The sequence below is a fragment of the Streptomyces durmitorensis genome, from assembly GCF_023498005.1.
GTDB lineage: Bacteria > Actinomycetota > Actinomycetes > Streptomycetales > Streptomycetaceae > Streptomyces > Streptomyces durmitorensis.
On record NZ_CP097289.1, the window covers coordinates 1,059,531 to 1,081,381 of the forward strand.

Below are 21,851 nucleotides of genomic sequence, written 5' to 3' on the forward strand. Positions count from 1 at the left end.
TTGAAACTCTGAAGCGAGGGGGATGCGCGCCGTGAGTCAACTCGTCCTGCGCGACGTGTCGTACGGATATCCGCGGCGCCCCGTGCTCGAACGGGTCTCCCTGTCGGTGCGGCCCGGCGAGAAGGCGTGTGTCATCGGTGAGAACGGCTCGGGGAAGTCGACCCTCCTGCGCCTGATGGCGGGCGAGTTCGCGCCCTCCGACGGCGAGGTGGCCGTCGTCTCGGACGGCGGCACCGGATACCTCGCGCAGACCCTGCTCCTTCCGCCGCACTCCACCGTGCAGGACGCGGTGGACGACGCGCTCGCCGAACTGCGGGACCTGGAGCGGCGGATCAGGGAGGCGGAGGCCGCGCTCGGCGCGGCGGGCCCGGCCGGACTTGCCGCGTACGGAGACCTCATCGCCGCCTTCGAGGCACGTGACGGCTACCGCGCCGACGCGCGCCTCGACGCGGCGCTGCACGGTCTCGGCGTCCCTCATCTGGAGCGCTCCCGCACGCTGGGTTCGCTCTCCGGCGGCGAGGCCGCACGCCTGGCACTCGCCTGCGTCCTGGCCCCGCAACCGGAACTGCTCCTGCTGGATGAGCCGACGAACCACCTGGACGACCAGGCGCTCGGCTGGCTGGAGGAGCGGCTGCGCGCCCACCGGGGCACGGTCGTCGCCGTCACCCACGACCGGGTCTTCCTCGACCGGGTCGCCGACGTGATCGTCGAGGTCGACGGCGACCGCAGATCCGTGGCCCGTTTCGGCGGCGGCTGGCACGGCTATCTGGAGCAGCGCGCCACGGCCCGCCGTCGCTGGGAGGAGCGCTACCGGGAGTGGAGCGAGGAGGTCGCGCGCCAGGAGCGGCTCGCGAAGGGGGGATCCGACCGCCTCGCGACGGGCTGGCGGATGAGCGACAGCCCTCGCTTCGCGGGCCACCAGCGGTCGGTGGAGGGCCAGCTCTCCGGTCTCGTGCGCAACGCGCGCGAGCGGCTGCGCAGGCTGCACGCGGATCCGGTGCCGCGCCCGCCCGACCCGCTGCACTTCACGGCCGGTGAGGGCATCGAGGGCGGTGACCACCCCTTCGTACGCCCGGTCGAACTGACCGGCATCACGGTGGGCGAACGCCTGACCGTCGACCACCTGCTGCTCGCCCCGGGTTCGCGCACGCTGGTGACGGGGGCGAACGGCGCGGGCAAGTCGACGCTGCTCGGTGTGCTGGCCGGAGCACTGCCCCCGGACCAGGGGGATGCCCAACTCCCTTCCCGCATCGGCTATTTGCCGCAGGAGATCGAGTACATCACCGACGAGGACACGACGAGGCCGCTCCTCGACGCCTTCGCGGCGGGCCTCCCTGGCCTGCCCGAGGAGCACGCGCAGGCACTCCTGTCCCTCGGCCTCTTCCGCGAGGAGGATTTGGAGGTGCCGGTGAAGGGGCTCTCCGTGGGACAGCGCCGACGCCTGGCGCTGGCCCGCCTGGTGACGCGCCCGGCCGACCTCCTCCTGCTCGACGAACCGACGAACCACCTCTCCCCCGCCCTGGTGGAGGAGCTCGACGAGGCGCTCGCGGGATACCGGGGCACGCTGGTGGTGGTGTCGCACGACCGGAGGCTGCGGGAGCGGTTCCGGGGCGACCGGGTCTCGGTGGAGGCGGGCCGGTTGGTCCGGACTGATCCGATCGAGCGGCCCTAGGTCGCGTCGGGGCGGGCCGTGGGCGTCTCCGTGATGCCGGGCCCGCGCGCCCCGACGTTCGCGGCGCCGACCGCCGTGAGGACGGCGAGCAGCGTCGCCATCCCCGCGGTGGCGAGCGCCGCCTTCCAGCCGACGTCCAGGAGGGTCGTCGCCCCGGCGACCAGGACGGCGGCGAGCGACTGCGCGAAGGTGCGGAGCGCGCGCTCCGCGGTGGCCTTCCAGAATCCAGCGGTCCACATGTCTGACCCCACCTCTCGTGGTTGACGGGTCAACACCTGGCATACCGCTGTCGCGTGCCGCTGCCCAGGAGGTCGGCGGGTCGCGCTCAGAGATCGAGCCCGTGCCCCGTCGTCGCGTCGACGTGGGCCGGGACCTCGTCGTGGCGGTCGCCGACGGTCGGAGTGCCGGTCGGCTCGAAGAGGAGGATCCTGGCGCCGGTCGGGGAGGACGGCTTGTGTTCCGTGCCGCGCGGGACCGTGAAGACCGCACCCTTGGGGAGGGTGACCGTGCGTTCGCCGGTCGGTTCGCGCAGGGCGATGTGCAGTTCGCCGTCCAGGACCAGGAAGAACTCGTCCGTGTCGTCGTGGACGTGCCACAGGTGGTCGCCCTCGACCTTGGCCACGCGTACGTCGTAGTCGTTGACGCGGGTCACGATGCGCGGGCTCCACAGGGCGTCGAAGGAGGCCAGTGCCTTGCTGAGGGCGATGGGTTCGTTGCTCATGGGTCAAGCGTCCGGCGTTCGCCGCCCGCTCCGTGAGTGGTAGGAACAGCTCATGTCGCAAGGATCCTCTCAAGCTGCCGGAGGGCGGGCTCCGCACCGCGTCGTCGTCATCGTCGACGCGAACTCCAATCCCTTCGAGCTCGGCTGCGCCACCGAGGTGTTCGGGCTTCGCAGGCCCGAACTCGGGCGTGAGCTGTACGAGTTCGCGCTGTGCTCGCCCGAGCCGCGCACGCTGATGCGGGACGGGCTCTTCACGCTCACCGGCGTCGCGGGCCTTGACGCGGCCGACTCCGCGGACACGCTGATCGTGCCCAACCGGCCCGACATCGAGGTCCCCCGCCGCCCGGCCGTCCTGGACGCCGTCCGCCGGGCGCACGCCCGAGGGGCCCGGCTCGTCGGGTTCTGCAGCGGGGCGTTCACGCTCGCCGAGGCCGGGGTCCTCGACGGGCGCCGGGCCACCGCGCACTGGCAGTGGGCGGACGACTTCCGGGCCCGCTTCCCCGGCGTACGGCTCGAACCGGACGTGCTCTTCGTCGACGACGGCGACATCCTCACCGCCGCGGGCAGCGCCGCCGCACTCGACCTCGGGCTGCATCTGGTCCGCCGCGACCACGGCGCCGAGGTCGCCAACGCGGTGAGCCGCCGTCTCGTCTTCGCCGCCCATCGGGACGGCGGCCAGCGGCAGTTCGTGGAGCGGCCCGTGCCCGATGTGCCCGACGAGTCCCTGGCGCCGGTCCTCGCCTGGGCGCAGGAACGGCTCGACTCGCCCCTGTCCGTGCCGGACCTCGCGGCGCGGGCCGCGCTCAGCCCCGCGACCCTGCACCGCCGCTTCCAGGCGCAGCTGGGCACCACTCCCCTGGCCTGGCTCACCGGCGAACGCCTGGCGCTGGCCTGCCGGTTGATCGAGCGGGGCGTGGCACCCCTCACCACGGTCGCCCGGCACAGCGGGCTCGGCACCACCGCCAATCTGCGCGCCCTGATGCGGCGCGAGACAGGGCTGACTCCCTCGGCGTACCGGCGCCGGTTCGGGCCCGCGCCGGGCTGAACCTCAGCGCCGGTGCGCGCCCCGCCCGCGGGCCACGGCCTGCGCGTCCTTCTTGAACGCCCACTCCATGTCGGGTTCCATCGCGAACCGGAAGAGGCGCTGTACCGGTGGCGTACAGAGCACGGTGATGAGGGTCGCGGCGCCGAGGGTGACCGTGATCTCGCCGAGCGGTGTGTGCAGCCAGTCGAGTTCGTACCAGTCCCAGAAGCGCGAGCCCTTGGCGATGAAGCCGTGCAGCAGGTAGCCGTAGAGCGTGCCCGCGCCGAGCGCGGTGAACCAGAGCCTGCGGCCGGGGACCCAGGCGAAGAAGCACGCGACGAGGACCGCCGAGCAGCCGAACATCCCGAGCGTCATCACGGCCCCGGACCAGCCGGGCGCCGCCAACTCCTGTGCGCTGTCCCTGCGGTAGAACCAGGCGGCGTTCATGCGCGGCGCCGCCCAGTACGCGAACAGCAGGGCCGCGGCGAAGACGGGCAGCGCCAGGATGCGTGCCTCCCGGCGGCGCACGATCTGGAAGTGCTCGGGCTTCAGGCACAGGCCGAGGACGAAGAACGGCAGGAACTGCAGCACCCGTTGCAGGTCCAGGTCGTCGCCGATGTCCGGCGAGACGGAGGCGAGCACCGCGATGGCGAGCGCTATCGGCAGCGGCCGGCGCACGACCTTCCACAGCGGGGTGGTGAGCCGCCAGACGAAGAGCGCGACCAGGAACCAGGTGAGGTACCAGGGGTCGAGCAGACTGATCGGGTACGTCGGGTCGTCGCCCGCCCAGCGCTTGAAGAAGGTGTACGCGACCTCGAAGATCACGTACGGCACCGCGATGCCCGTCACCAGGCGCTTGAGGCGACCCGGGCTCGCGTCGAAACTCCGCGAGAAGTAGCCGGAGATGACGATGAACGCCGGCATGTGGAAGGTGTAGACGGTGATGTAGAGCGCGGCCGCCGCCCGGCTGTCGCCGCGCAGCGGCTCCCACGCGTGACCCATCGCGACCAGCACGATCGCCAGGTACTTGGCGTTGTCGAAGAACGAGTCGCGGCGCTTGACCGGCGGCTTCGGCGCCACGGTGGGCACCGAGGGCGCCGCCGGAGGGCACTGCGCGCGGCGGGCAGCGGCGCGCGCAGTGCCCCGGTCTGGTTCATCGAGCGGACAGGCTCACTCACGGGACCTCCCGGGGGAACCCGGGCCCGCGGTCTCGCGTCTTACGTTCAATGCGGGTGCTACACCTGTGTAGAACATCACGGGCACCTTAGCCATCGAAGCCCCCGCGCGTACAGTCGCGCCACCTGAGAATCAGCTGAGTGCCGCCGGTGAAGGACCGACCAGCTCGGACAGGACGTCCTCCATGGTGACGAAGCCGAGCACCGTGCCGCTCTCGCCGGTGACCGCGGCCAGGTGGCTGCCCGCGGCCCGCAGCGCGGTGAGGGTGTCGTCGAGCGGGGTGTCGATGTGCACCCGCGTGACCACGTGCAGGACGCCGCGCGGGAAGGGCCGGTCCCGCTCGGCGATGCCCAGGGTGTCCTTGATGTGGAGGTAGCCGAGCAGGGTGCCGTCGGGTCCGGTCACCGGGAAGCGGGAGAAGCCCGCGTCGGCTGCCACCCGCTCCAGGCGAGCCGGGGTGATCGAGTGCTCGACGGTGCGCATTTCGGCCGTCGGCACGAGGATCTCGCCGACCGGCCGGGTGCCGAGCTCAAGGGCGTCGCGCAGCCGCTCGCCGTCGGCCGCCGAAAGGAGCCCTGCCGCGCTGGAGTCGACGACCATGCGGGCGAGCTGGTCGTCCGTGTAGACGGACTCGACCTCGTCCTTCGGTTCGACCTTCAGCAGCTTCAGGAGGGTGTTGGCGAAGGCGTTGATGCCGAAGACGACCGGCTTGAGGGCGCGGGTGAGGGCCACGAGCGGCGGGCCGAGCAGCAGGGCGGTCCTGGCGGGCGCGGCGAGCGCGATGTTCTTGGGGATCATCTCGCCGATCAGCATGTGCAGATACGTCGCCACCGTCAGGGCGATGACGAAGGCGATCGGGTGCACGAGCGCGTGCGGGATGCGGACCGCCTCGAAGGCGGGCTCCAGGAGGTGCGCGATGGCGGGTTCCGCGACCGCGCCGAGCACCAGCGAGGAGACGGTGATGCCGAGTTGGGCGGTGGCCATCATCGCGGAGATGTGCTGCAGGCCCCACAGGGTGATGCGGGCGCGCTTGTCGCCCGCCTGGGCGCGGGGTTCGATCTGGCTGCGGCGTACGGAGATCAGGGCGAACTCGGCGCCGACGAAGAAGGCGTTGGTGAGCAGGGTCAGGGCGCCGATGGCGAGCTGGAGCGTGGTCATCGCACTTCCTCCACGGCCTGGCGGGGCACCTGGAGTGCCGGTTCGGTGATGCGGATCCGGTCGGCGCGGTGGTGCTCGACGGTCAGGACGGCCAGCTGCCAGCCGTCGAGCTCGACGGCGTCGCCCTTGGCGGGGATGCGGGTCAGCCGGGTGGCGATCAGTCCCGCCACGGTCTCGTACGGTCCTTCGGGCGCGGTGAGCCCTATCGCGGCGAGCTGGTCGATGCGGACGCCGCCGTCGGCCTCCCAGGCGGTGCGGCCGTCCGGGGCCGCCTGCGCGGGCAGCAGGTCGGGGACCTCGACGGGGTCGTGCTCGTCGCGGACCTCGCCGACGACCTCCTCGACGATGTCCTCCACCGTCGCCACACCGGCCGTGCCGCCGTACTCGTCGATGACCACGGCCATCGTGCGTGTCTCGCGCATCCGCACCAGGAGCCGGTCGGCGGGCAGGCTGTCGGGCACGAGCAGGGGCTCGGTGGCCAGGTCGGTGACCGGGGTGAGCTGCCGCTCCCCGGGGGCGAGGGCGAGCACGTCGCGGATGTGCACGGTGCCGATGACCTCGTCCAGGCTGTCGCGGAAGACCGGGAAGCGGGACAGGCCCGTGGCGTGCGTCAGGTTCGCGGCGTCGGCGGCCGTGGCGTGCGCTTCGAGGGCGCGTACGTCGACGCGCGGGGTCATCACGTTCTGAGCGGTCAGTTCGCTCAAGTGCAGGGTGCGGACGAACAGTTCGGCGGAGTCCGCCTCCAGGGCGCCCTCGGCGGCCGAGCGCCGGGCCAGGGCGACCAGTTCCTCGGGGGTGCGCGCCGAGGCCAGCTCCTCGGCGGGTTCCAGGCCGAAGCGGCGTACGACGTGGTTCGCGGTGTTGTTCAGATGCCGGATGAACGGCCCGAAGGCGGCGGTGAAGCCACGCTGGGGCGCCGCCACCACCTTGGCGACGGCCAGCGGCCGGGAGATCGCCCAGTTCTTCGGCACCAGCTCGCCGACGACCATGAGGATCACGGTGGACAGGGCCACGCCGAGCAGGGTGGCCGTGGCCGGGGCGGCGCCACCGAGTCCGGCCGCCTCCAGCGGGCCGCTCAGGAGCGCCGCGAGGGACGGTTCGGCGAGCATGCCGATCACCAGTGACGTGACGGTGATGCCGAGCTGGGCGCCGGACAGCTGGAAGGTGAGGCGCCGGACGGCCTTCAGGGCGCCTTCGGCACCCCGCTCCCCCGCCTCGACGGCGCGCTCCAGGTCACCGCGCTCGACAGTGGTCAGGGAGAACTCGGCCGCGACGAACAGCGCGCAGGCGAGCGTGAGGAGCAGGGCGAGCAGCAGAAGCAGGATCTCGGTCACCGTGCCACCCCCGTTCCCTCGCGCTCGGACAGCGGGCGGGAAATGGCACGGTTCGTACTGGGAGGCTCACCCATTGCGGGTCCGTGGCTCCTTCTCGTACTCGTACGAAGTGTCGTACGAGGGCGGTGGCGTGGAAGCGGTGGTGCTTCTACAGCCACTGTAAAGGAACGGCAAACCGGAGCGCCTAGAGCGGGGTGGCCGCGTGCAGGATCATGACCATCGTCACGGCGGAGTTCGCCGACGACATGGCGGAGACCGCAGCCCCCGCGGCGGCCGCCCACGCCGCGAGCCCCACCGCGGTGAACAGGGACGGCCAGCTGCGCGCCGCGGGAGCCGGGCCCAGGAGGGCGGCGACCCGGCGCGGCACGGGCCCGGGTGCCGCGAGTCCGGCGAGGGTAGGGGCCGGGGCGCCCCGGGAGTGCAGGGCGGCCTTGCCGATCGCGCGGGCGACGGTCCTGCGGTCGCCGACGGCGTGGGCCGCGTCCTCGTCCGCCCAGCGCTCGGTGGTGTAGGCCACAGCGGTACGCAGCGGGCGCAGGAACGGATTGGCGCGCGCGGCCAGCTGCACGGCGAGGAGGTAGCGGTGGTGCCGGGTCGCGAGGTGGGCGCGCTCATGGGCGAACAGGGCGCGGCGTTCGCCGGGTTCGAGGCAGTCGAGCAGGGCGGTGGTGACCACGACCCGGTCGCGGGCGCCGCCGGGCAGCGCGTAGGCGTAGGGCACGGAGTCGGGCAGGACGGCGACGGCGGTGCCGGGCAGGCCTGCCAGCGCGCGGTGGGCGCGGCGGCGCACCTGGCGGTGGCGCCACAGTGTCCTGCCGCAGGCCACGGCCACGGCGAGCAGACCGGGAATGGCCAGGCGTCCGGCCACCTCGTCGTACGGGACGGCGGCGCGCACCTCAGGGTCCGACCAGCCGTCCGGCAGGGGGTTGCCGGGCAGCTGGGCCGTGCCGACGACCATCAGGAGGCCCAGGCACAGGGTGCTGGCGAGCGCCATGACCACGGCGACCGTCGTGAGCAGTCGGGTGGCGGTCCGCGGATGCAGACGCTGCTCGGCGAGCCGGGCGACCGGCCAGGCCGTCAGCGGAAGCACCAGCGGCAGAAGGACGAACATCCCCATGGCGGTTCAGACGTCCTTCTCCGCCTCGGCCTGGCCCAGAAGCTCACGCAGCAGCCGCTCGTCGCCCGGCGGAAGGGCGGTGAGGAAGCTGGCGAGGACCGCCTCGCGGTCGCGCTCGCCGTCGAGCACCTTGCGCATCTTGCGCGCCGCGAGTCCCGCCTCGTCGGACGACGGTGTCCACGCGAAGGAGCGGCCCGCGCGCTCGCGGGTCACCGCACCCTTGTCCAGGAGCCGGGTCAGGATCGTCACGACGGTCGTGTACGCGAGGTCACCGCCGAGCCGCTCCTGCACCCAGCCCGCCGTCGCGGGACCTTCCGCCTCGCGCAGGGCGACAAGGACCTGCGCCTCCAGCTCACCCTGCCCCCGCCGCCGGGAACGCCGCCGCTGCTCCGCCACGCCCGTCTCCCTTCCACTGCCTGGTCGCCTTGGACGAGGCTAACGCGCGCCCGCCGATGGTGTGCCGCAGGCCAGGCGCGGTGCTGTGCCGGCGGGGGCGCGGCCGAAACGGCATTGCCCCGCCTCGTGGCGCGCATTAAGGTCACTCGGGTGACTGCCGGGTCGGCCATGGGCCACGTACGAGTGAGGCGCCCGGCCTCGGCGTGAGCGCGAGGCGGGCCAGAGCCCCGCCGTCCCCTCTTCCGTCTTTCCTCCCCGCGCCCCGTGCGGCGCGCCTTCAGTGGAACCCAAGACCCGGAAGAGACACCACACATGCCACAAGCCCAGCACCCGCACGACCCCTCTCTGCCCGTCACCACCGCCCAGTTGAACCACACCGCCGTCTACGCCAAGGACCGGCAGCTGTCGGCCGAGTTCCTCGCCGTGATCCTGGGCCTGCGGGTCGGCGCCCCGTTCGGGCCGTTCCTGCCCGTCGATCTCGGCAACGGCGTGACGCTCGACTACTACGAGCTGAGCGACGAGCCGATCCAGTCGCAGCACTACGCGTTCCTCGTGCCCGACGAGCAGTTCGACGCCATGATCACCCGCCTGGAGACGGTCGGGGTCACGTACTACGCCGACCCCAGCCATACCGAACCCGGCCAGATCAACCGCCTGTTCGGCGGCCGGGGCGCGTACTTCGACGACCCGGACGGCCACAACATGGAGATCATGACCCGGCCCTACGCCCGCCCCTAGCGACTTCGGGCGGAACGGCCCCCTCCCTGGGGGCTGCCCACGTGTTCGAGACGTGATTGAGGCATCACGCCCCGCCCGTTCGCGCTGCGGGCGGGGCCCGGGTGCCCGGCCGTGGCTGCGGGGACCCGGCCCGGAGCCGTTCGCCCTGAGGCGGCGGGGCGAGCTGACGCCCCGCGCGCCGTATGGGCCCCGGGAGCCGGGCAGTTGACGCACGCGGCACCCGGAGCCCCAGAACGTGCGCCCGCGCGACGGACGGCGCAAAAGGCTCATTGCGGCACTTGTCCGACGGCAGTAAGAAGGGGACTCGACCCAGAAACGTTGCGGCCGCGGCGTCCTGCAAGGCATCACATCAGCTCTGAGAGAAGCCGGGTGATCCAGAATGGCGCAAGATCCACACACCGCAGTGACGAACGAGCCGGACGACGGAGCCATAACCCTGGCCGCCGAGCAGGAGGCGGTTCTGCAGCCGCCCTCCGAGGGGATGGAGGGCCAGGCCCAGCACTCGACGGGTGAGGGCCTTGAGCACGTCGAGGGCTACCGCCGCCCGGAGCACTTCGCGCCGGAGGCCTGGACGGCCCCGACCGCCACGCTTCCCGACATCGGGGAGGCATCGTACGGCCCCCCGCCCCTGGCCCCGGAGACCGTGCACGGTCCCGATGACCGCATCCAGATCACCAACACCAGCGTGTATCCGTGGCGCGTCCACTGCTACCTGCTGATCACCGCCCGCGACAACGCCCTCTACCAGGGCACCGGCTGGCTCCTCGGACCGCACACCCTGGCCACCGCGGGCCACTGCGTCTACATCAAGGGCAGCGGTGTGGCGGGCAGGGACGGCTGGGTCAAGAGCATCCAGGTCATGCCGGGACGCAACGGCGCCTCGCTGCCCTACGGCAGCATCACCTGCACGAGCTTCCGCTCGGTGACCGGCTGGACGACCAACGGCGACGAGAACTTCGACTACGGCGCCATCATCACGCCCTCCAACATCGGCTCCACCACGGGCTGGTTCGGCTTCGGCGTCTGGTCGGACTCGGACCTGCTCAAGACCACCGGCAACATCTCCGGCTATCCGGGCGACAAGCCGTCCGGGACGCAGTGGTACGCGGCGCGCGGGATCGACTCGGTCGCCCCGCGCAAGGTGTACTACGACATCGACACCGCGGGCGGACAGAGCGGCAGCTCCGTCTACCGCATCGACAGCACCGGTCGCTACGGCTTCGGCATACACGCCTACGGCGGAGCCCGGGTGAACTCGGGAACCCGGTTCACCACACCCGTCTTCAACAACTACGTGGCATGGAAAGCGTGAGCCAACCCCTATGAACGGCAGCAGGTCCGCAGTGGAGATCACCGGCGTCGTCCGCGACACCTCGGGCACCCCGGTGACGGGCGCCCACGTCCTGTTCACCGAGGGGCCGCAGCCCCTGCCGGACATCGCTGCCGTGACGGACGCCGAGGGGCGCTTCTCCCTCGTCGCCCCGACAGCGGGCGAGTACACGCTCATCTGCCGGGCGGACCCCCTCATGGGCCCGTCCGGCACGGCCGAGGCCACCGTCCGCGTCGAACCGTCGGCCCAGGCCGCCCCCCAGGGGCGGCTGCGGGTCGAGCTGACGCTCGGCTAGCACGGTGTGCGGCGCCGACCGGCAGCGGTGGACGTGCGTGGGACGCGACTCCTGTCTAGCGTCACGTGCATGAACACTGTCCCGCAGCGTTTCGAGATCCTGCTGGTTCCCTCGTTCTCGGGGGACGGCGCGAGTACGACCGACGCCCGCGGCGCCCTGCGCTCGGCCGTCGTGGTGGCCACGGGCGAGACCGGGTCCTCCGGGTTTCCCCGGTACGCGGGTGACGGAATGGAGGCCGACATCGACCCCGGGACCCGCACCGTCGAGGCACTCCTGGTCGACGGGTCCGAGCTGGACTACGGGCTCTCGGTGCGGGTCGCGGACCTCTAGCGGCGCCGGGTCCCGCGCGGCCGCGTCACCGGTCCTGTCACTGTGGCGGGGCCACGTCGCCGGCGAGGCGTGCCAGCTCGTGCGCGAGGCCCGGCGGTGCGCCCGCCGGTGCGGTTCCGACCGCGCCGGCGGGCGAGACGGTCCCCACCACGAAGTCGCCCGAGTGGACCAGGATGTGGCTGGGCGGCTGGAGTTGGCGCGCCTGGTCGATGACCGTGGCGGCGTCGCCCGCGAAGCGGGCGCTGAGGTCGATGACCAGGACGTCGGGCAGCAGGGCGCGGGCCCGTGCCAGGGCGAGGAAGCTGTCGTCCGTCTGGGAGATGACGTACACGCCGGGGACGGACTCGATCTGCGGGATCAGGTCCCTGGCCCGGTGATCGGCGGCCAGCACCAGCACGGTCAGCACTTCGCACTCGTCCTTCGCGTGGTCCAGATGTCACCGGCACTCGCCGTACTACGCCCTCCACTTCACTGATCGTTTCAGCATGTCATCCGACGCGGCGGATCGGGCGACCGACGCGGAGCAGGCGTGTCGGCCGTGCCGCACGACCTGCGACATGGAGCGAATTTCTAGATACCTGTTTTAGTTCTGTGGGACAGGGGCCGTCCTGCCCGACCGGATCTGGTGCTCGCTGCGGCCGGACCGGACCGGTGGCTCGAACCGGGTCGACTGATTGCCGGACATGGGGGTACCCGGCCGCCATGCGCATCCACAGCCAGCCGTTCGACCGCTGATCACAGACGCCCCGGCCGGTGCCCACGTCGCGTGGGTGCCCATCGGCAGGTCCCAGCGCCGAACGGACCACGAGATCAAGGGAGGCAGCCATGATCACCGCCGTCATCATCGCCGTGGTCGTCATCGCGGCAGCCGCCGTCCTGTTCGTCGGACTGCGGCGAGCCCGGGGCGGCGGACGCGGCCTGAAGCACCGCTTCGGGCCCGAGTACGACCACACCGTCGCCCGTCACGACGGGGACGTACGGGCAGCCGAACAGGAACTCCGCGAGCGCGTACGGCTCCACGGCTCCGTGCGGGCCGAGCCCCTGCCGCCCGGGGCGCGCGAGCGCTACGTGGCCCAGTGGGCCGGTGTCCAGGAGCAGTTCGTCGAATCACCGCAGCAGGCCGTGACCGAGGCCGACGCGCTCCTTGCCCGCCTGGCCAGGGACCGGGGCTTCCCCGACGGCGAGCACTTCGACGAGCAGGTCGCCGCGCTCTCCGTCCACCACGCCCACTCCGTCCACGGCTACCGCAGGGTGCACACGGCCACCCGTGGACAGAGCGGCACCGAGGAAATGCGGGAGGCCATGGTCGAGGCCCGGCGCCTCTTCGACGCCCTGGTCGCCGAGCACGCGGCCGACTCGACCCGGAACGGCCGGCCGGCCTCCGCCGAGCGCGGCAACACGCCGTGGGCACTGCCCCGGCGCCATGCGAAGGGAAGTGGCACGTGATGACGGACGCCCAGCACTTCACACCGCGCGAGCCGGCCACCGGCAGCGCCGCCCCTGTACCGCCTCAGGCTTCTGTACCGCCTCAGGCTTCTGTACCACCCCCCGCTCCTGCCCCCGCCCCCCTCCACGCCACCGACTCCGTACTGATCCCGCAGGACGAACGGGACAAGCTCGGTCTGCGGCTCCAACAGGCCCTCAGCACCTTCGTCGAGAGCCCGCGCCAGGCGGTGGAAGAGGCCGACAGCCTCTTCGACGACGCCGTCAGGCACCTGACCGAGACCCTCACGGAGCGACGGCGCACCCTGCGCGCGAGCTGGCAGGGCCGCCAGGACACCGAGGCGCACACGGAGACGCAGACGGAGGAACTGCGCCTCGCGCTGCGGGAGTACCGGGAATCCATGGAACGGCTGCTGCGCATCTAGGCGGGCCGACGCGGCGTGGGGACGGCGAAGCGCAGGATGCGTCCCCACGCCGAGCCGTACTGCCGCCACAACGGCCCGGTGACGTACGGGATGTCGTACTTCTCGCACAGTTCCCGCACGCGAGGTGCGATCTCGGCATAGCGGTTGCTGGGCAGGTCGGGGAAGGCGTGGTGCTCGATCTGGTGGCCGAGGTTGCCGCTGAGGACGTGGAAGAGCCCGCCGCCGTCGATGTTGGCTGAGCCCTGGATCTGCCGCAGATACCACTGACCACGCGTCTCGCCCTCGACGTGTTCCTCCGTGAACGTCTGGACGTCACCGGGGAAATGACCGCAGAAGATGATGGTGTGCGACCACAGATTGCGCGCGGTGTTGGCCGTGAGGTTCCCCATCAGGCAGGGCAGCGCCGACGGCCCCGCGAGCAGCGGGAAGAGCACGTAGTCCTTGGCGATCTGGCGGGTGGCCTTGGTGAGCAACCCGGTCAGGTCCGTCACGAACGAACGCCATGACCTGGAGCCCGATGCGACCGTCTCGGGCTCCAGGTCGTACAGCGCGATGCCCCACTCGAAGAGGGGCGCGAGCACGAAGTTGTAGAGCGGCTGGGCGAGATGGCGCGGATACCAGGGCTGGTCGGCGCTCATCCGGAAGACGACATATCCGAGGTCCCGGTCGCGGTCGACGACGTTGGTCCAGGTGTGGTGCAGATGGTTGTGGGTGTGCTTCCAGGCCTCGGCTGGCGTCAGGAAGTCCCACTCCCAGGTGGACGAGTGGATCGCGGGATCACCCATCCAGTCCCACTGGCCGTGCAGGATGTTGTGGCCGAGCTCCATGTTCTCCAGGATCTTGGCGACGGAGAGCATGGCGGTGCCCGCCGCCCAGGCGGGCGGGAACAGGGAGACGGCGAGGGCCGCCCGGCCGCCCGCCTCCAGGCCGCGCTGGGTGGCGATCACGGTGCGGATGTAGCGGGCGTCGTCGGCGCCGCGCGCGGCGATGATCTCGGAGCGGATCCGGTCGAGTTCCTCGCCCAGTTCTTCGCCCAGTTCCTTGCGGGGTTCCTTGCCGGGTTCCGTATCGGTGGCGGCGAGAGGGTTCGCGGTCACGGGGACTCCTTGTGTGGCTAGGCGTGTGGCTAGGCGTGTGGCTAGGCGTGTGGCTAGGCGTCGAGGGAAACCGGTCCGGCCGCGGCCGAGACGCACGTCTGGATCAACTGGCCGGTCCCGTCGTGGATTTCACCGGTGCGCAGATCGCGCACGCGCCCGTACGTCAGGGGAACGAGGCAGCCGAAGCAGATGCCCCGCCGGCATCCGTACGGCATCGGCACCCCCGCCGACTCGCCGACGGCCAGGAGCGGGGTCGACGCGTCCGCGGCGGTCTCGGTCCCGGTACGGGTGAACAGCGCCCGGCCGCCGGGGGCGGCGCAGGGGTCCGGCGGCGCCACCGGGGCGAGCCGGAAGCGCTCCACGTGGAGCCGTTCGCGCAGGCCCGCCCCGCTCCAGTGGTCCTCCATCGCGTCGAGCAGTCCGGCCGGGCCGCAGGCCCAGGTCTCGCGCTCGCGCCAGTCGGGGCAGAGCCGGACCAGGGCGTCCGGGGTGAGCCTGCCGTGCGGCCGGGTGTGGTGTTCGCCGTAGGACAGCCAGGTCAACCGCCGCTCGGCCGCGTGCAGTTCGTCGCTGAAGATGCTGTCATCGGCGCCGGGCGCACTGTGCAGCAGGAGGACATCGGGGGGCGGGGTCCGACCGCGCACGAGGGTGCGGATCATGCCCATGGCCGGGGTGATGCCGCTGCCCGCGGTCACGAACAGGATGCGGTCCCGAAGCCGGTCCGGGAGCACGAACTCCCCTTGCGCCGGGCCGATGCGGAGCACCGTGCCCGGCGGCGTCCGGTGGGCCAGGCGCGGGGACACCCTGCCGCCGGGCGCGGCCTTGACGGTGATCGTCAGGAGCCCGTCCGCCCGGTCCGGCACGGACGTGAGGGAGTAGGTGCGCCAGTGCCGTACGCCGTCGATCTCGACGCCGACGGCCAGGTACTGCCCCGCGCGGTGTCCGGCCCAGCCCCGGCCGGGCCTGAGGGTGAGCGTGGTGGCGTCCGGGGTCTGCGGTCTCACCGCTGTCACCCGGCCCGCGGGGAGCCGCGCGTCGAGCAGGGGATCGATCAGTCCGAGGTAGTCGTCCGGGGCGAGCGGGCTGGTCAGCCAGGAGGCGGTGGTCAGCAGCCTGCCCATGAGGGCCGGTAACGCAGGCATGGCACGGATTCCTCTCGTCACGCGGCACGAAGGGTGTCGCGTACGTCGAGTCGTCCCGGGCCCGGCTGAGGCCACGTAACCACGCCGGTGCGAACGGGCGCACGACCAGGAGGCCGCATCCCGCCACACGTGATCTGCGGTGCCTCGCGCGCGGATCTCCCCGCGGCGCGGTGGTCTGCGAGGACAAGTCCTGGCGAACCTGCCGGGAATGGCCGGATGATGACGCCCATTCCCGACACTTCCCGACACCCTCGCGCGGCGCGCCGGGGATCAGCCGTTGGGGAGGATGACCGCCCTGCCGTTGATCCGGCCGTCGTGCAGGTGCTCGTACGCCTTGGGGGCGTCGTCCAGTGCGTACGTCTCCACGTGGACGTCGATCGCGCCGGAGCGCGCCAGGTCGAGGACCTCGATCAGCTCGGCCCTGCTGCCCCAGTAAGGGGCGCGGACCGCGGCGTCGTAAGGGGTCGAGCCGAACCCGACGGACGCGGTCCCGCCGCCGATGCCGACGATGGTGACGTCCGCCTCCACCGCGGCACAGGCGGTCGCCGTGGCAACGGTGGGCTGCGCGCCGACGAAGTCGAACACCGCCTGGGCGCCGAGGCCGCCGGTCAGCTCGCGGACCTTCGCCGCCGCGTGTTCGTCCGAAAGGACGGTCTCGTGGGCGCCGACCTGGTGGGCAAGGCGCAGCTTCCCGTCGGTGACGTCCAGGGCGATCACCCGTGCCGGGGTCAGCGCGCGAAGGAGCTGGATGGCGACATGCCCCAGACCGCCGGTGCCGATGACCACGGCGGTGCTGCCGGGGGTCAGCTTGGGCAGGGAGGTCTTGATGGCGTGGTACGGGGTCAGGCCCGCGTCGGTGAGCGGCACCGCGGTCACCGGGTCGAGGCCGTCCAGCGGGACCAGGTGGCGCGCGTCGTCCACGATCATGTACTCGGCGATGGCGCCGGGCGCCCCGAGTCCGGGCGGCCGGATGCCGAGGTCGGCGGCGCGCGTGCAGTAGTTCTCCTTGCCCTGCGCGCACATCGCGCAGGCGCCGCAGCCCCAGGGGCCGTAGACGGCCACGGAGTCGCCGACCTCGAAGCCGGTGACGCCCTCGCCAAGGGCGGCGACGGTTCCCGCGCCCTCATGGCCGAGGGTGAGCGGCAGCGGGAAGGTCAGCTCCTGTGCGGACCAGCTCATCACCGCGATGTCGGAGTGGCAGACGCCCGCGGCGGTGACCTTGAGGAGCACCTGGCCGGGGGCCGGCTCCGGGCGCGGGACGGTGACCACCTCGGGGGCCGCGCCGACGCTGCGGTACTGGACGGCCTTCATCATCTCGACGGGCGATGCGGGGCGTTCTTGCGCTGACATCCGGGATGCCTCTTCTCGTTCTTCGTGCTGTGCGCTGGTGTCCCCCTTGGACATCTATCCCCGCGGCGGCGCGGTGCCTAGCCGCCGTCGATCGGGTGGTAGGTGCTCATGTCTCCGACTGTACTCCTCGTAATGTCCCAATGAGACATGTGACCCATTGAGACATCTGGAGCGCGTGCGGGACATGGCTCCGAACGTCTCAACAGGCCCCCGAAGCACCCGAGTTGAGGGGTACTATCAAAAACCTAAGTGCCTGCTATCAAGTGAGAAGGCGAACCCACCCGCATGACACGCAGCTATGACCAGTCCTGTCCGGCGGCACGGGCCCTGGACGTCGTCGGCGGCCGATGGTCCCTGCTGATCGTGCGCGAGCTGCTGCTCGGCCCCCGGCGCTACACCGACCTCGTCGCGGGACTGCCCGGCATCGGCCCCAACGTCCTCGCCGAGCGGCTGCGCGAACTGCGCGACGCGGGCATCCTCAGCCAGGCCAAGCTGCCGCCCCCTGCGCCGTCCGCGGTCTACGAACTGACCGAACTCGGCGCCTCCATGCGCCCGGTGATCGACGAGCTCACCCGCTGGGGCATGCGCCTTCCCGCCTCGTCGCGGCCCGGCGACACCTTCCGGCTCAGCTGGGTGCTCGGCTGTCTGCGCGCCAGCTTCCGACCCGAAGAGGCCATCGGTGTGCGGGAGACGTACGAGTTCCGGGTGGATGGCGACGCCTTCCACCTCCGCGTGGACGACGGGGCGCTCGACATCCGGAACGGCTCCGCCACGGACCCCGCCTGCGTCATCACGACCGACCTCGGGACCTTCATGGCCGTCGGCGCGCGGCTCGTGGACATCCAGGACGCCGCCGCACGCGGCCTCGCCGAGCTGGAGGGCGAACTCCCGGCCGCCGCACGGGCGATCGCCATCGTCGGCGCGCACCCCGAGGCCACCGGCGGCCGCCACGGCATCGTCGGAGCCGTCGGGGCCACCTTCCGCCCCGAGCACGCGCTCGGCGTACGCGAGACCTACGAGTTCGTGATCGGCGGGCTCGTCTTCCATGCCCGCGTCGACGACGGCACCGTCGAGATGGGCCTCGGCCCCGCGGCGGACGCGGTCACGACACTCGTCACCGACCTGGGCACCTTTCTCCAGCTGGGCGTGGGCTCCCTGCCGCTCGAAGACGCGGTCAGCGCGGACGTCATCAGCGTCAACGGCGACCTGGAGGCGGCACTGCGGATGGCGGACGCCTTCGGCGTGGTCCGCGCCGGCGGGCCGGTATCCGTTCACTGACCGGGACGCCAGCGGGCCCCCGCGGATCGGAATCCGCGGGGGCCCGCTGGTGGTCAGGTACTCGTGACCGGTGAGCGATCAGTCCGTGCCGGACTCCATCGCCGCGCGGTCCAGCATCGTCTCCTCGTCCGCGGCAGTACCGCGCGAGGCGATCGCCTCGGCGCCGCCGCCGTCCATGGCGCCGATCAGGCCGGTCGAAGCCGCCTGCGCGGCGCCGATCGGCGTCGGGTGGCCGCCGCCGACCAGGCCGAGGGCCGCGTACTGCTCGAGCCGCGCGCGGGAGTCGGCGATGTCGAGGTTGCGCATGGTGAGCTGGCCGATCCGGTCCACCGGGCCGAACGCCGAGTCCTCGGTCCGCTCCATCGAGAGCTTGTCCGGGTGGTAGCTGAACGCCGGGCCCGTGGTGTCGAGGATCGAGTAGTCCTCGCCGCGCCGCAGCCGCAGCGTCACCTCTCCGGTGATCGCAGCGCCGACCCAGCGCTGCAGCGACTCGCGGATCATCAGCGCCTGCGGGTCGAGCCAGCGGCCCTCGTACATCAGCCGGCCGAGACGCCGGCCCTCGTTGTGGTACGAGGCCACGACGTCCTCGTTGTGGATCGCGTTGACCAGACGCTCGTAGGCGATGTGCAGGAGCGCCATGCCGGGGGCCTCGTAGATGCCGCGGCTCTTGGCCTCGATGATCCGGTTCTCGATCTGGTCGGACATGCCGAGCCCGTGTCGGCCGCCGATCGCGTTGACCTCCATGACGAGGTCGACCGCGGAGGCGAACTCCTTGCCGTTGACGGTGACCGGACGGCCCTGGTCGAAGCCGATCGTCACGTCCTCGGTGTCGATCTCCACCGACGGGTCCCAGAACTTCACGCCCATGATCGGGTCGACCGTCTCGAGCCCGGTGTCGAGGTGCTCCAGGGTCTTGGCCTCGTGCGTGGCGCCCCAGATGTTGGCGTCCGTGGAGTACGCCTTCTCCGTCGAGTCCCGGTAGGGCAGCTCGTGCGCGAGCAGCCACTCCGACATCTCCTTGCGGCCGCCGAGCTCCGTGACGAAGTCCGCGTCCAGCCAGGGCTTGTAGATCCGCAGGTGCGGGTTGGCGAGCAGCCCGTACCGGTAGAACCGCTCGATGTCGTTGCCCTTGAACGTGGAGCCGTCGCCCCAGATCTGCACCCCGTCCTCGAGCATGGCCCGCACCAGGAGCGTGCCGGTCACGGCGCGGCCCAGCGGCGTGGTGTTGAAGTACGCACGCCCGCCCGACCTGATATGGAAGGCACCGCACGCGAGCGCGGCGAGCCCTTCCTCGACCAGCGCTTCACGGCAGTCGACGAGCCGGGTGATCTCGGCGCCGTACGCGGAGGCACGGCCGGGCACGGAGGCGATGTCGGGCTCGTCGTACTGGCCGATGTCGGCGGTGTACGTGCACGGGACGGCGCCCTTGTCGCGCATCCAGGCGACGGCAACCGAGGTGTCGAGACCGCCGGAGAAGGCAATGCCGACGCGCTCGCCGGCGGGGAGGGAGGTGAGGACCTTGGACATAGGAAGAGTATGCATCACTTCGCATGACCATGCAACGTTGGCCGCCCGGCCGCGATCGACAGCGCGCCAAAGCCCTGGCCGCAGGCCGTATCGGCCTAATGCCTAGGATGTGCAAGTGCTTGAATACCGCATCAGGACGGCCACCACCGACGACCTCGGCGCCGCGCGGGCCGTCATGCTCGACACCGTCTACCACGATTTCGGCACGGGGTACGTGCCGCGCTGGCACGGCGACATCATCGACCTCGACGGTGCGTATCTGAGGCCCGCCCGCCACACCCTGCTGGTCGCGGTGGACGAGCGGGACGGGGCGGTCGCCGCCACCGCGGCGCTCGACTCCCGCGGCCCCGCACATCCGCCGAACCCGCGCTGGATCGCCGATCGATTCCCCTCGGGCGGGACGGCGCAGCTGCGGCGCGTCTATGTACGTGCCGAGCACCGGCGCCGCGGCCTCGCCCGGCGCCTGGTCGGCGAGCTGCTCGACTTCGCCGCGGCGGACGGCGGCTACGAGGCCGTCTACCTGCACACCGACCCGGCGGTGACCGGCGCCGAGGGCTTCTGGCGTTCGCTGGGCAAGGTGGTGCACGACGAGCGCGAGGACTCCTGCGCGTCGCGCGTCATGCACTTCGAAGTGCCCATGCGGCCGTAGCCCCCCCACTCCTCCCCTGCCGCGCAGCCCCGCCAGGACCCCGACCCATTAATGGAAATGGTTGTCATGTAACCTCAGTGGCTGCCGCTGCACCACCGGACCCGCTCCACCCCGAGTCGGCCCCACTCCACCCGAGAACGAGGACCATGCGCTCCGTCCGCCACCGCCCCCTCATAGCCGGCCTGCTCGTCGCTCCCCTGCTCGCCGGCTGTTTCGCCGCCAAGAACGACGCGTCCGGCTCCGGCGACACCGCGGAAGGCGCCCGACTGAAGGTCGCGCTCGCCTTCCCGCCCTCCGAGAACTTCTCGCCGTACGGAGCCGACGCCACCCTCCTCAGCCGTCTCGGCGTCACGGAGGGCCTGACCAAGCTGGACGCGAACGGCGCCGCCGCCCCGTCGCTCGCCGCGTCGTGGAAGCAGGAGGGCGACCGCAGCTGGCTGTTCACCCTGCGCCAGGCCACCTTCCAGGACGGCACCCGGGTCACACCGGCCGCCGTCTCGTCGGCCCTCACCCACGCGGGCGAGGCCAAGCCCGTCACGGCCGCGCTCTCGGGGGCCGCCCTCACCGCCGAGCCCGTCGGCGACGACCGGGTCCGGATCACCACCGCCGACCCCGACCCCGCGCTTCCGCTGCGCCTGTCGAGCCCCGGCCTGGCCGTGCTCTCCACGAAGGCGTACGAGAAGGGCGACAAGGTCAGTCCGGTCGGCACCGCCACGGGGCCCTTCGAGCTGACCGGGAGCACCGGCGCCACCGCGGCCGTCCTCGACCGCTTCGACGACTACTGGGGCGGTCGCGCCCAGGCGTCCGGCGTCGACGCGAGGTTCATCGCCGACGGCACCGCCCGCACGAACGCGCTGCGCACCGGCGACGTGGACGTCGCCGAGGCGGTCCCCGTCTCCCAGGCCGCGTCACTCGAAAAGGGCCACGGCCGCGAGACCGCGACGGCCCGCACCACGGCTCTCCAACTCAACACCGAGAAGGGCGTCTTCAAGGACCCCGGTCTGCGCGCCGCCGCCCGTGCCGCGATCGACACGTCCGCGCTCGCCAAGGACGTGTACGAAGGCCACGCCGACACCGGCAAGGGCATCTTCGGCCCCGCCCTGACCTGGGCCGAGGGCAAGCGCGTCAAGCCCGAGGGACAGGCGAAGGCGAAGGCACCCGGCGGGAGGCCGATCACCCTGGGCACGTACGACAACCGGCCCGAACTGCCCGAGGTCGCCCAAGTCCTCAAGCAGCAACTGCAGAAGGCCGGGTTCAAGGTGACGCTGGAGGTCCGCGAGTCCTCCCGCATCGAAGGCGACGCGCTGGCCGGGAAGTTCGACGCGTTCGTCGGCGCCCGCAACACCATGCTCGACACCGGCGACCCCGTCTCGGTCCTCGCGAGCGACTACACCTGCGACGGCAGCTACAACCTCTCGCTGCTGTGCGACCCGTCGGTCGACAAGGCCGTGCAGAAGGCCGAGAACACCGCCGACACCGCGAAGCGGCAGGACGCGACCCTGGCCGCCGAGGCCGCGATCCTCGGCACCGACGCCGTCGTCCCGCTGGTCCACCAGCGGATCATCACAGGCGTCGGCGGCTCGGTGCGGGGCGAGATCCTCGACCCGTACGAGCGGACGCTGGTCTCCGCCGGCACGAGGCGCTGAGGG

23 protein-coding genes are annotated in these 21,851 nt (G+C 71.9%); 11 read left to right on the forward strand and 12 right to left on the reverse strand.

The window, feature by feature from the left end; genetic code table 11:
- The first annotated feature begins 22 nt into the window (after nucleotides 1–22).
- A complete protein-coding gene (gene abc-f, locus M4V62_RS05045) occupies nucleotides 23–1,672 on the forward strand; it encodes a ribosomal protection-like ABC-F family protein (protein ID WP_249586007.1) in 1,650 nt (549 codons plus the stop codon).
- Here the strand turns inward: abc-f and M4V62_RS05050 are convergent.
- A complete protein-coding gene (locus M4V62_RS05050) occupies nucleotides 1,669–1,911 on the reverse strand; it encodes a holin (protein WP_249586008.1) in 243 nt (80 codons plus the stop codon). The genes abc-f and M4V62_RS05050 overlap by 4 nt on opposite strands.
- An 86-nt stretch (nucleotides 1,912–1,997) precedes the next feature.
- Nucleotides 1,998–2,393 carry a cupin domain-containing protein gene (locus M4V62_RS05055; protein WP_249586009.1) on the reverse strand — a complete coding sequence of 132 codons (396 nt, stop codon included), beginning with the start codon at nucleotides 2,391–2,393 and terminating at the stop codon, nucleotides 1,998–2,000.
- 52 nt (nucleotides 2,394–2,445) lie between these two features.
- On the opposite strand from M4V62_RS05055, the gene M4V62_RS05060 reads away from it, so the two are divergent.
- Nucleotides 2,446–3,438 carry a GlxA family transcriptional regulator gene (locus M4V62_RS05060; protein ID WP_249586010.1) on the forward strand — a complete coding sequence of 331 codons (993 nt, stop codon included), beginning with the start codon at nucleotides 2,446–2,448 and terminating at the stop codon, nucleotides 3,436–3,438.
- Nucleotides 3,439–3,441: 3 nt separating this feature from the next.
- Here M4V62_RS05060 and M4V62_RS05065 read toward each other — a convergent pair whose 3' ends face one another.
- From M4V62_RS05065 to M4V62_RS05085, 5 genes are all read right to left on the reverse strand, one after another.
- A complete protein-coding gene (locus M4V62_RS05065) occupies nucleotides 3,442–4,497 on the reverse strand; it encodes an acyltransferase family protein (RefSeq protein WP_249586011.1) in 1,056 nt (351 codons plus the stop codon).
- Nucleotides 4,498–4,725: 228 nt separating this feature from the next.
- Nucleotides 4,726–5,751: a hemolysin family protein gene (locus tag M4V62_RS05070; protein WP_249586012.1), complete on the reverse strand. Its 1,026-nt coding sequence runs from the start codon at nucleotides 5,749–5,751 to the stop codon at nucleotides 4,726–4,728.
- The gene (locus M4V62_RS05075; protein WP_249586013.1) at nucleotides 5,748–7,085 is read right to left on the reverse strand and encodes a hemolysin family protein; all 1,338 of its coding nucleotides are present in this window, start codon (nucleotides 7,083–7,085) and stop codon (nucleotides 5,748–5,750) included. Before M4V62_RS05075 ends, M4V62_RS05070 begins: the two co-directional genes overlap by 4 nt.
- A gap of 184 nt (nucleotides 7,086–7,269) precedes the next feature.
- The gene (locus M4V62_RS05080) at nucleotides 7,270–8,202 is read right to left on the reverse strand and encodes a M56 family metallopeptidase (protein WP_249586014.1); all 933 of its coding nucleotides are present in this window, start codon (nucleotides 8,200–8,202) and stop codon (nucleotides 7,270–7,272) included.
- Between the two features lie 6 nt (nucleotides 8,203–8,208).
- Complete coding sequence (locus M4V62_RS05085) at nucleotides 8,209–8,598, reverse strand: BlaI/MecI/CopY family transcriptional regulator (protein WP_249586015.1); 390 nt, start codon at nucleotides 8,596–8,598, stop codon at nucleotides 8,209–8,211.
- A gap of 312 nt (nucleotides 8,599–8,910) precedes the next feature.
- Between M4V62_RS05085 and M4V62_RS05090 the strand changes: the two genes are divergently transcribed.
- From M4V62_RS05090 to M4V62_RS05105, 4 genes are all read left to right on the forward strand, one after another.
- A complete protein-coding gene (locus M4V62_RS05090; protein ID WP_249586016.1) occupies nucleotides 8,911–9,336 on the forward strand; it encodes a VOC family protein in 426 nt (141 codons plus the stop codon).
- A gap of 379 nt (nucleotides 9,337–9,715) precedes the next feature.
- Complete coding sequence (locus M4V62_RS05095) at nucleotides 9,716–10,648, forward strand: trypsin-like serine peptidase (RefSeq protein ID WP_249586017.1); 933 nt, start codon at nucleotides 9,716–9,718, stop codon at nucleotides 10,646–10,648.
- Nucleotides 10,649–10,658: 10 nt separating this feature from the next.
- Nucleotides 10,659–10,961, forward strand: coding sequence for a carboxypeptidase-like regulatory domain-containing protein (locus tag M4V62_RS05100; RefSeq protein ID WP_249586018.1), 303 nt, complete (start codon nucleotides 10,659–10,661; stop codon nucleotides 10,959–10,961).
- Nucleotides 10,962–11,030: 69 nt separating this feature from the next.
- Nucleotides 11,031–11,291 carry a hypothetical protein gene (locus tag M4V62_RS05105; protein WP_249586019.1) on the forward strand — a complete coding sequence of 87 codons (261 nt, stop codon included), beginning with the start codon at nucleotides 11,031–11,033 and terminating at the stop codon, nucleotides 11,289–11,291.
- 37 nt (nucleotides 11,292–11,328) lie between these two features.
- Here M4V62_RS05105 and M4V62_RS05110 read toward each other — a convergent pair whose 3' ends face one another.
- Nucleotides 11,329–11,697 carry a hypothetical protein gene (locus tag M4V62_RS05110; RefSeq protein ID WP_249586020.1) on the reverse strand — a complete coding sequence of 123 codons (369 nt, stop codon included), beginning with the start codon at nucleotides 11,695–11,697 and terminating at the stop codon, nucleotides 11,329–11,331.
- A 419-nt stretch (nucleotides 11,698–12,116) separates the two neighbouring features.
- On the opposite strand from M4V62_RS05110, the gene M4V62_RS05115 reads away from it, so the two are divergent.
- Together M4V62_RS05115 and M4V62_RS05120 are read left to right on the forward strand one after the other, a co-directional pair.
- Nucleotides 12,117–12,737 carry a hypothetical protein gene (locus tag M4V62_RS05115; protein ID WP_249586021.1) on the forward strand — a complete coding sequence of 207 codons (621 nt, stop codon included), beginning with the start codon at nucleotides 12,117–12,119 and terminating at the stop codon, nucleotides 12,735–12,737.
- Entirely contained in the window at nucleotides 12,737–13,159 is a 423-nt protein-coding gene (locus tag M4V62_RS05120) for a hypothetical protein (protein ID WP_249586022.1), read from the forward strand. The genes M4V62_RS05115 and M4V62_RS05120 overlap by 1 nt, the downstream gene beginning before the upstream one ends.
- On the opposite strand, the gene M4V62_RS05125 is transcribed toward M4V62_RS05120, so the two are convergent.
- The 3 genes from M4V62_RS05125 to M4V62_RS05135 form a co-directional block, all read right to left on the reverse strand.
- Nucleotides 13,156–14,256, reverse strand: a complete 1,101-nt coding sequence (locus M4V62_RS05125; RefSeq protein ID WP_425574968.1) for a fatty acid desaturase family protein — start codon at nucleotides 14,254–14,256, stop codon at nucleotides 13,156–13,158. The genes M4V62_RS05120 and M4V62_RS05125 overlap by 4 nt on opposite strands.
- 53 nt (nucleotides 14,257–14,309) lie before the next feature.
- The gene (locus M4V62_RS05130; protein ID WP_249586023.1) at nucleotides 14,310–15,398 is read right to left on the reverse strand and encodes a ferredoxin reductase; all 1,089 of its coding nucleotides are present in this window, start codon (nucleotides 15,396–15,398) and stop codon (nucleotides 14,310–14,312) included.
- A gap of 270 nt (nucleotides 15,399–15,668) precedes the next feature.
- A complete protein-coding gene (locus tag M4V62_RS05135) occupies nucleotides 15,669–16,709 on the reverse strand; it encodes an NAD(P)-dependent alcohol dehydrogenase (RefSeq protein WP_249592693.1) in 1,041 nt (346 codons plus the stop codon).
- Between the two features lie 324 nt (nucleotides 16,710–17,033).
- On the opposite strand from M4V62_RS05135, the gene M4V62_RS05140 reads away from it, so the two are divergent.
- The gene (locus M4V62_RS05140; RefSeq protein WP_249586024.1) at nucleotides 17,034–18,026 is read left to right on the forward strand and encodes a winged helix-turn-helix transcriptional regulator; all 993 of its coding nucleotides are present in this window, start codon (nucleotides 17,034–17,036) and stop codon (nucleotides 18,024–18,026) included.
- Between the two features lie 78 nt (nucleotides 18,027–18,104).
- Here the strand turns inward: M4V62_RS05140 and argG are convergent, their stop codons facing one another.
- Nucleotides 18,105–19,553 (reverse strand): argininosuccinate synthase, encoded by a 1,449-nt coding sequence (gene argG / locus M4V62_RS05145; protein WP_249586025.1) that lies wholly within the window; start codon nucleotides 19,551–19,553, stop codon nucleotides 18,105–18,107.
- Nucleotides 19,554–19,662: 109 nt separating this feature from the next.
- Between argG and M4V62_RS05150 the strand changes: the two genes are divergently transcribed.
- Nucleotides 19,663–20,202, forward strand: a complete 540-nt coding sequence (locus M4V62_RS05150) for a GNAT family N-acetyltransferase (RefSeq protein ID WP_249586026.1) — start codon at nucleotides 19,663–19,665, stop codon at nucleotides 20,200–20,202.
- Nucleotides 20,203–20,348: 146 nt separating this feature from the next.
- Nucleotides 20,349–21,848, forward strand: a complete 1,500-nt coding sequence (locus tag M4V62_RS05155; RefSeq protein WP_249586027.1) for an ABC transporter substrate-binding protein — start codon at nucleotides 20,349–20,351, stop codon at nucleotides 21,846–21,848.
- Nucleotides 21,849–21,851: the final 3 nt, after the last annotated feature.

Excerpts from the sequence above, each read along its gene's own strand:
- M4V62_RS05080 (WP_249586014.1), bottom strand. The coding sequence starts at position 8,202 with ATGGGGATGTTCGTCCTTCTGCCGCTGGTGCTTCCGCTGACGGCCTGG.
- abc-f (WP_249586007.1), top strand. The coding sequence starts at position 23 with ATGCGCGCCGTGAGTCAACTCGTCCTGCGCGACGTGTCGTACGGATAT.
- M4V62_RS05115 (WP_249586021.1), top strand. The coding sequence starts at position 12,117 with ATGATCACCGCCGTCATCATCGCCGTGGTCGTCATCGCGGCAGCCGCC.
- M4V62_RS05130 (WP_249586023.1), bottom strand. The coding sequence starts at position 15,398 with ATGCCTGCGTTACCGGCCCTCATGGGCAGGCTGCTGACCACCGCCTCC.
- M4V62_RS05090 (WP_249586016.1), top strand. The coding sequence starts at position 8,911 with ATGCCACAAGCCCAGCACCCGCACGACCCCTCTCTGCCCGTCACCACC.
- argG (WP_249586025.1), bottom strand. The coding sequence starts at position 19,553 with ATGTCCAAGGTCCTCACCTCCCTCCCCGCCGGCGAGCGCGTCGGCATT.
- M4V62_RS05100 (WP_249586018.1), top strand. The coding sequence starts at position 10,659 with ATGAACGGCAGCAGGTCCGCAGTGGAGATCACCGGCGTCGTCCGCGAC.
- M4V62_RS05095 (WP_249586017.1), top strand. The coding sequence starts at position 9,716 with ATGGCGCAAGATCCACACACCGCAGTGACGAACGAGCCGGACGACGGA.
- M4V62_RS05155 (WP_249586027.1), top strand. The coding sequence starts at position 20,349 with ATGCGCTCCGTCCGCCACCGCCCCCTCATAGCCGGCCTGCTCGTCGCT.
- M4V62_RS05135 (WP_249592693.1), bottom strand. The coding sequence starts at position 16,709 with ATGAAGGCCGTCCAGTACCGCAGCGTCGGCGCGGCCCCCGAGGTGGTC.
- M4V62_RS05070 (WP_249586012.1), bottom strand. The coding sequence starts at position 5,751 with ATGACCACGCTCCAGCTCGCCATCGGCGCCCTGACCCTGCTCACCAAC.
- M4V62_RS05055 (WP_249586009.1), bottom strand. The coding sequence starts at position 2,393 with ATGAGCAACGAACCCATCGCCCTCAGCAAGGCACTGGCCTCCTTCGAC.
- M4V62_RS05140 (WP_249586024.1), top strand. The coding sequence starts at position 17,034 with ATGACACGCAGCTATGACCAGTCCTGTCCGGCGGCACGGGCCCTGGAC.
- M4V62_RS05105 (WP_249586019.1), top strand. The coding sequence starts at position 11,031 with ATGAACACTGTCCCGCAGCGTTTCGAGATCCTGCTGGTTCCCTCGTTC.
- M4V62_RS05050 (WP_249586008.1), bottom strand. The coding sequence starts at position 1,911 with ATGTGGACCGCTGGATTCTGGAAGGCCACCGCGGAGCGCGCGCTCCGC.
- M4V62_RS05060 (WP_249586010.1), top strand. The coding sequence starts at position 2,446 with ATGTCGCAAGGATCCTCTCAAGCTGCCGGAGGGCGGGCTCCGCACCGC.
- M4V62_RS05120 (WP_249586022.1), top strand. The coding sequence starts at position 12,737 with ATGACGGACGCCCAGCACTTCACACCGCGCGAGCCGGCCACCGGCAGC.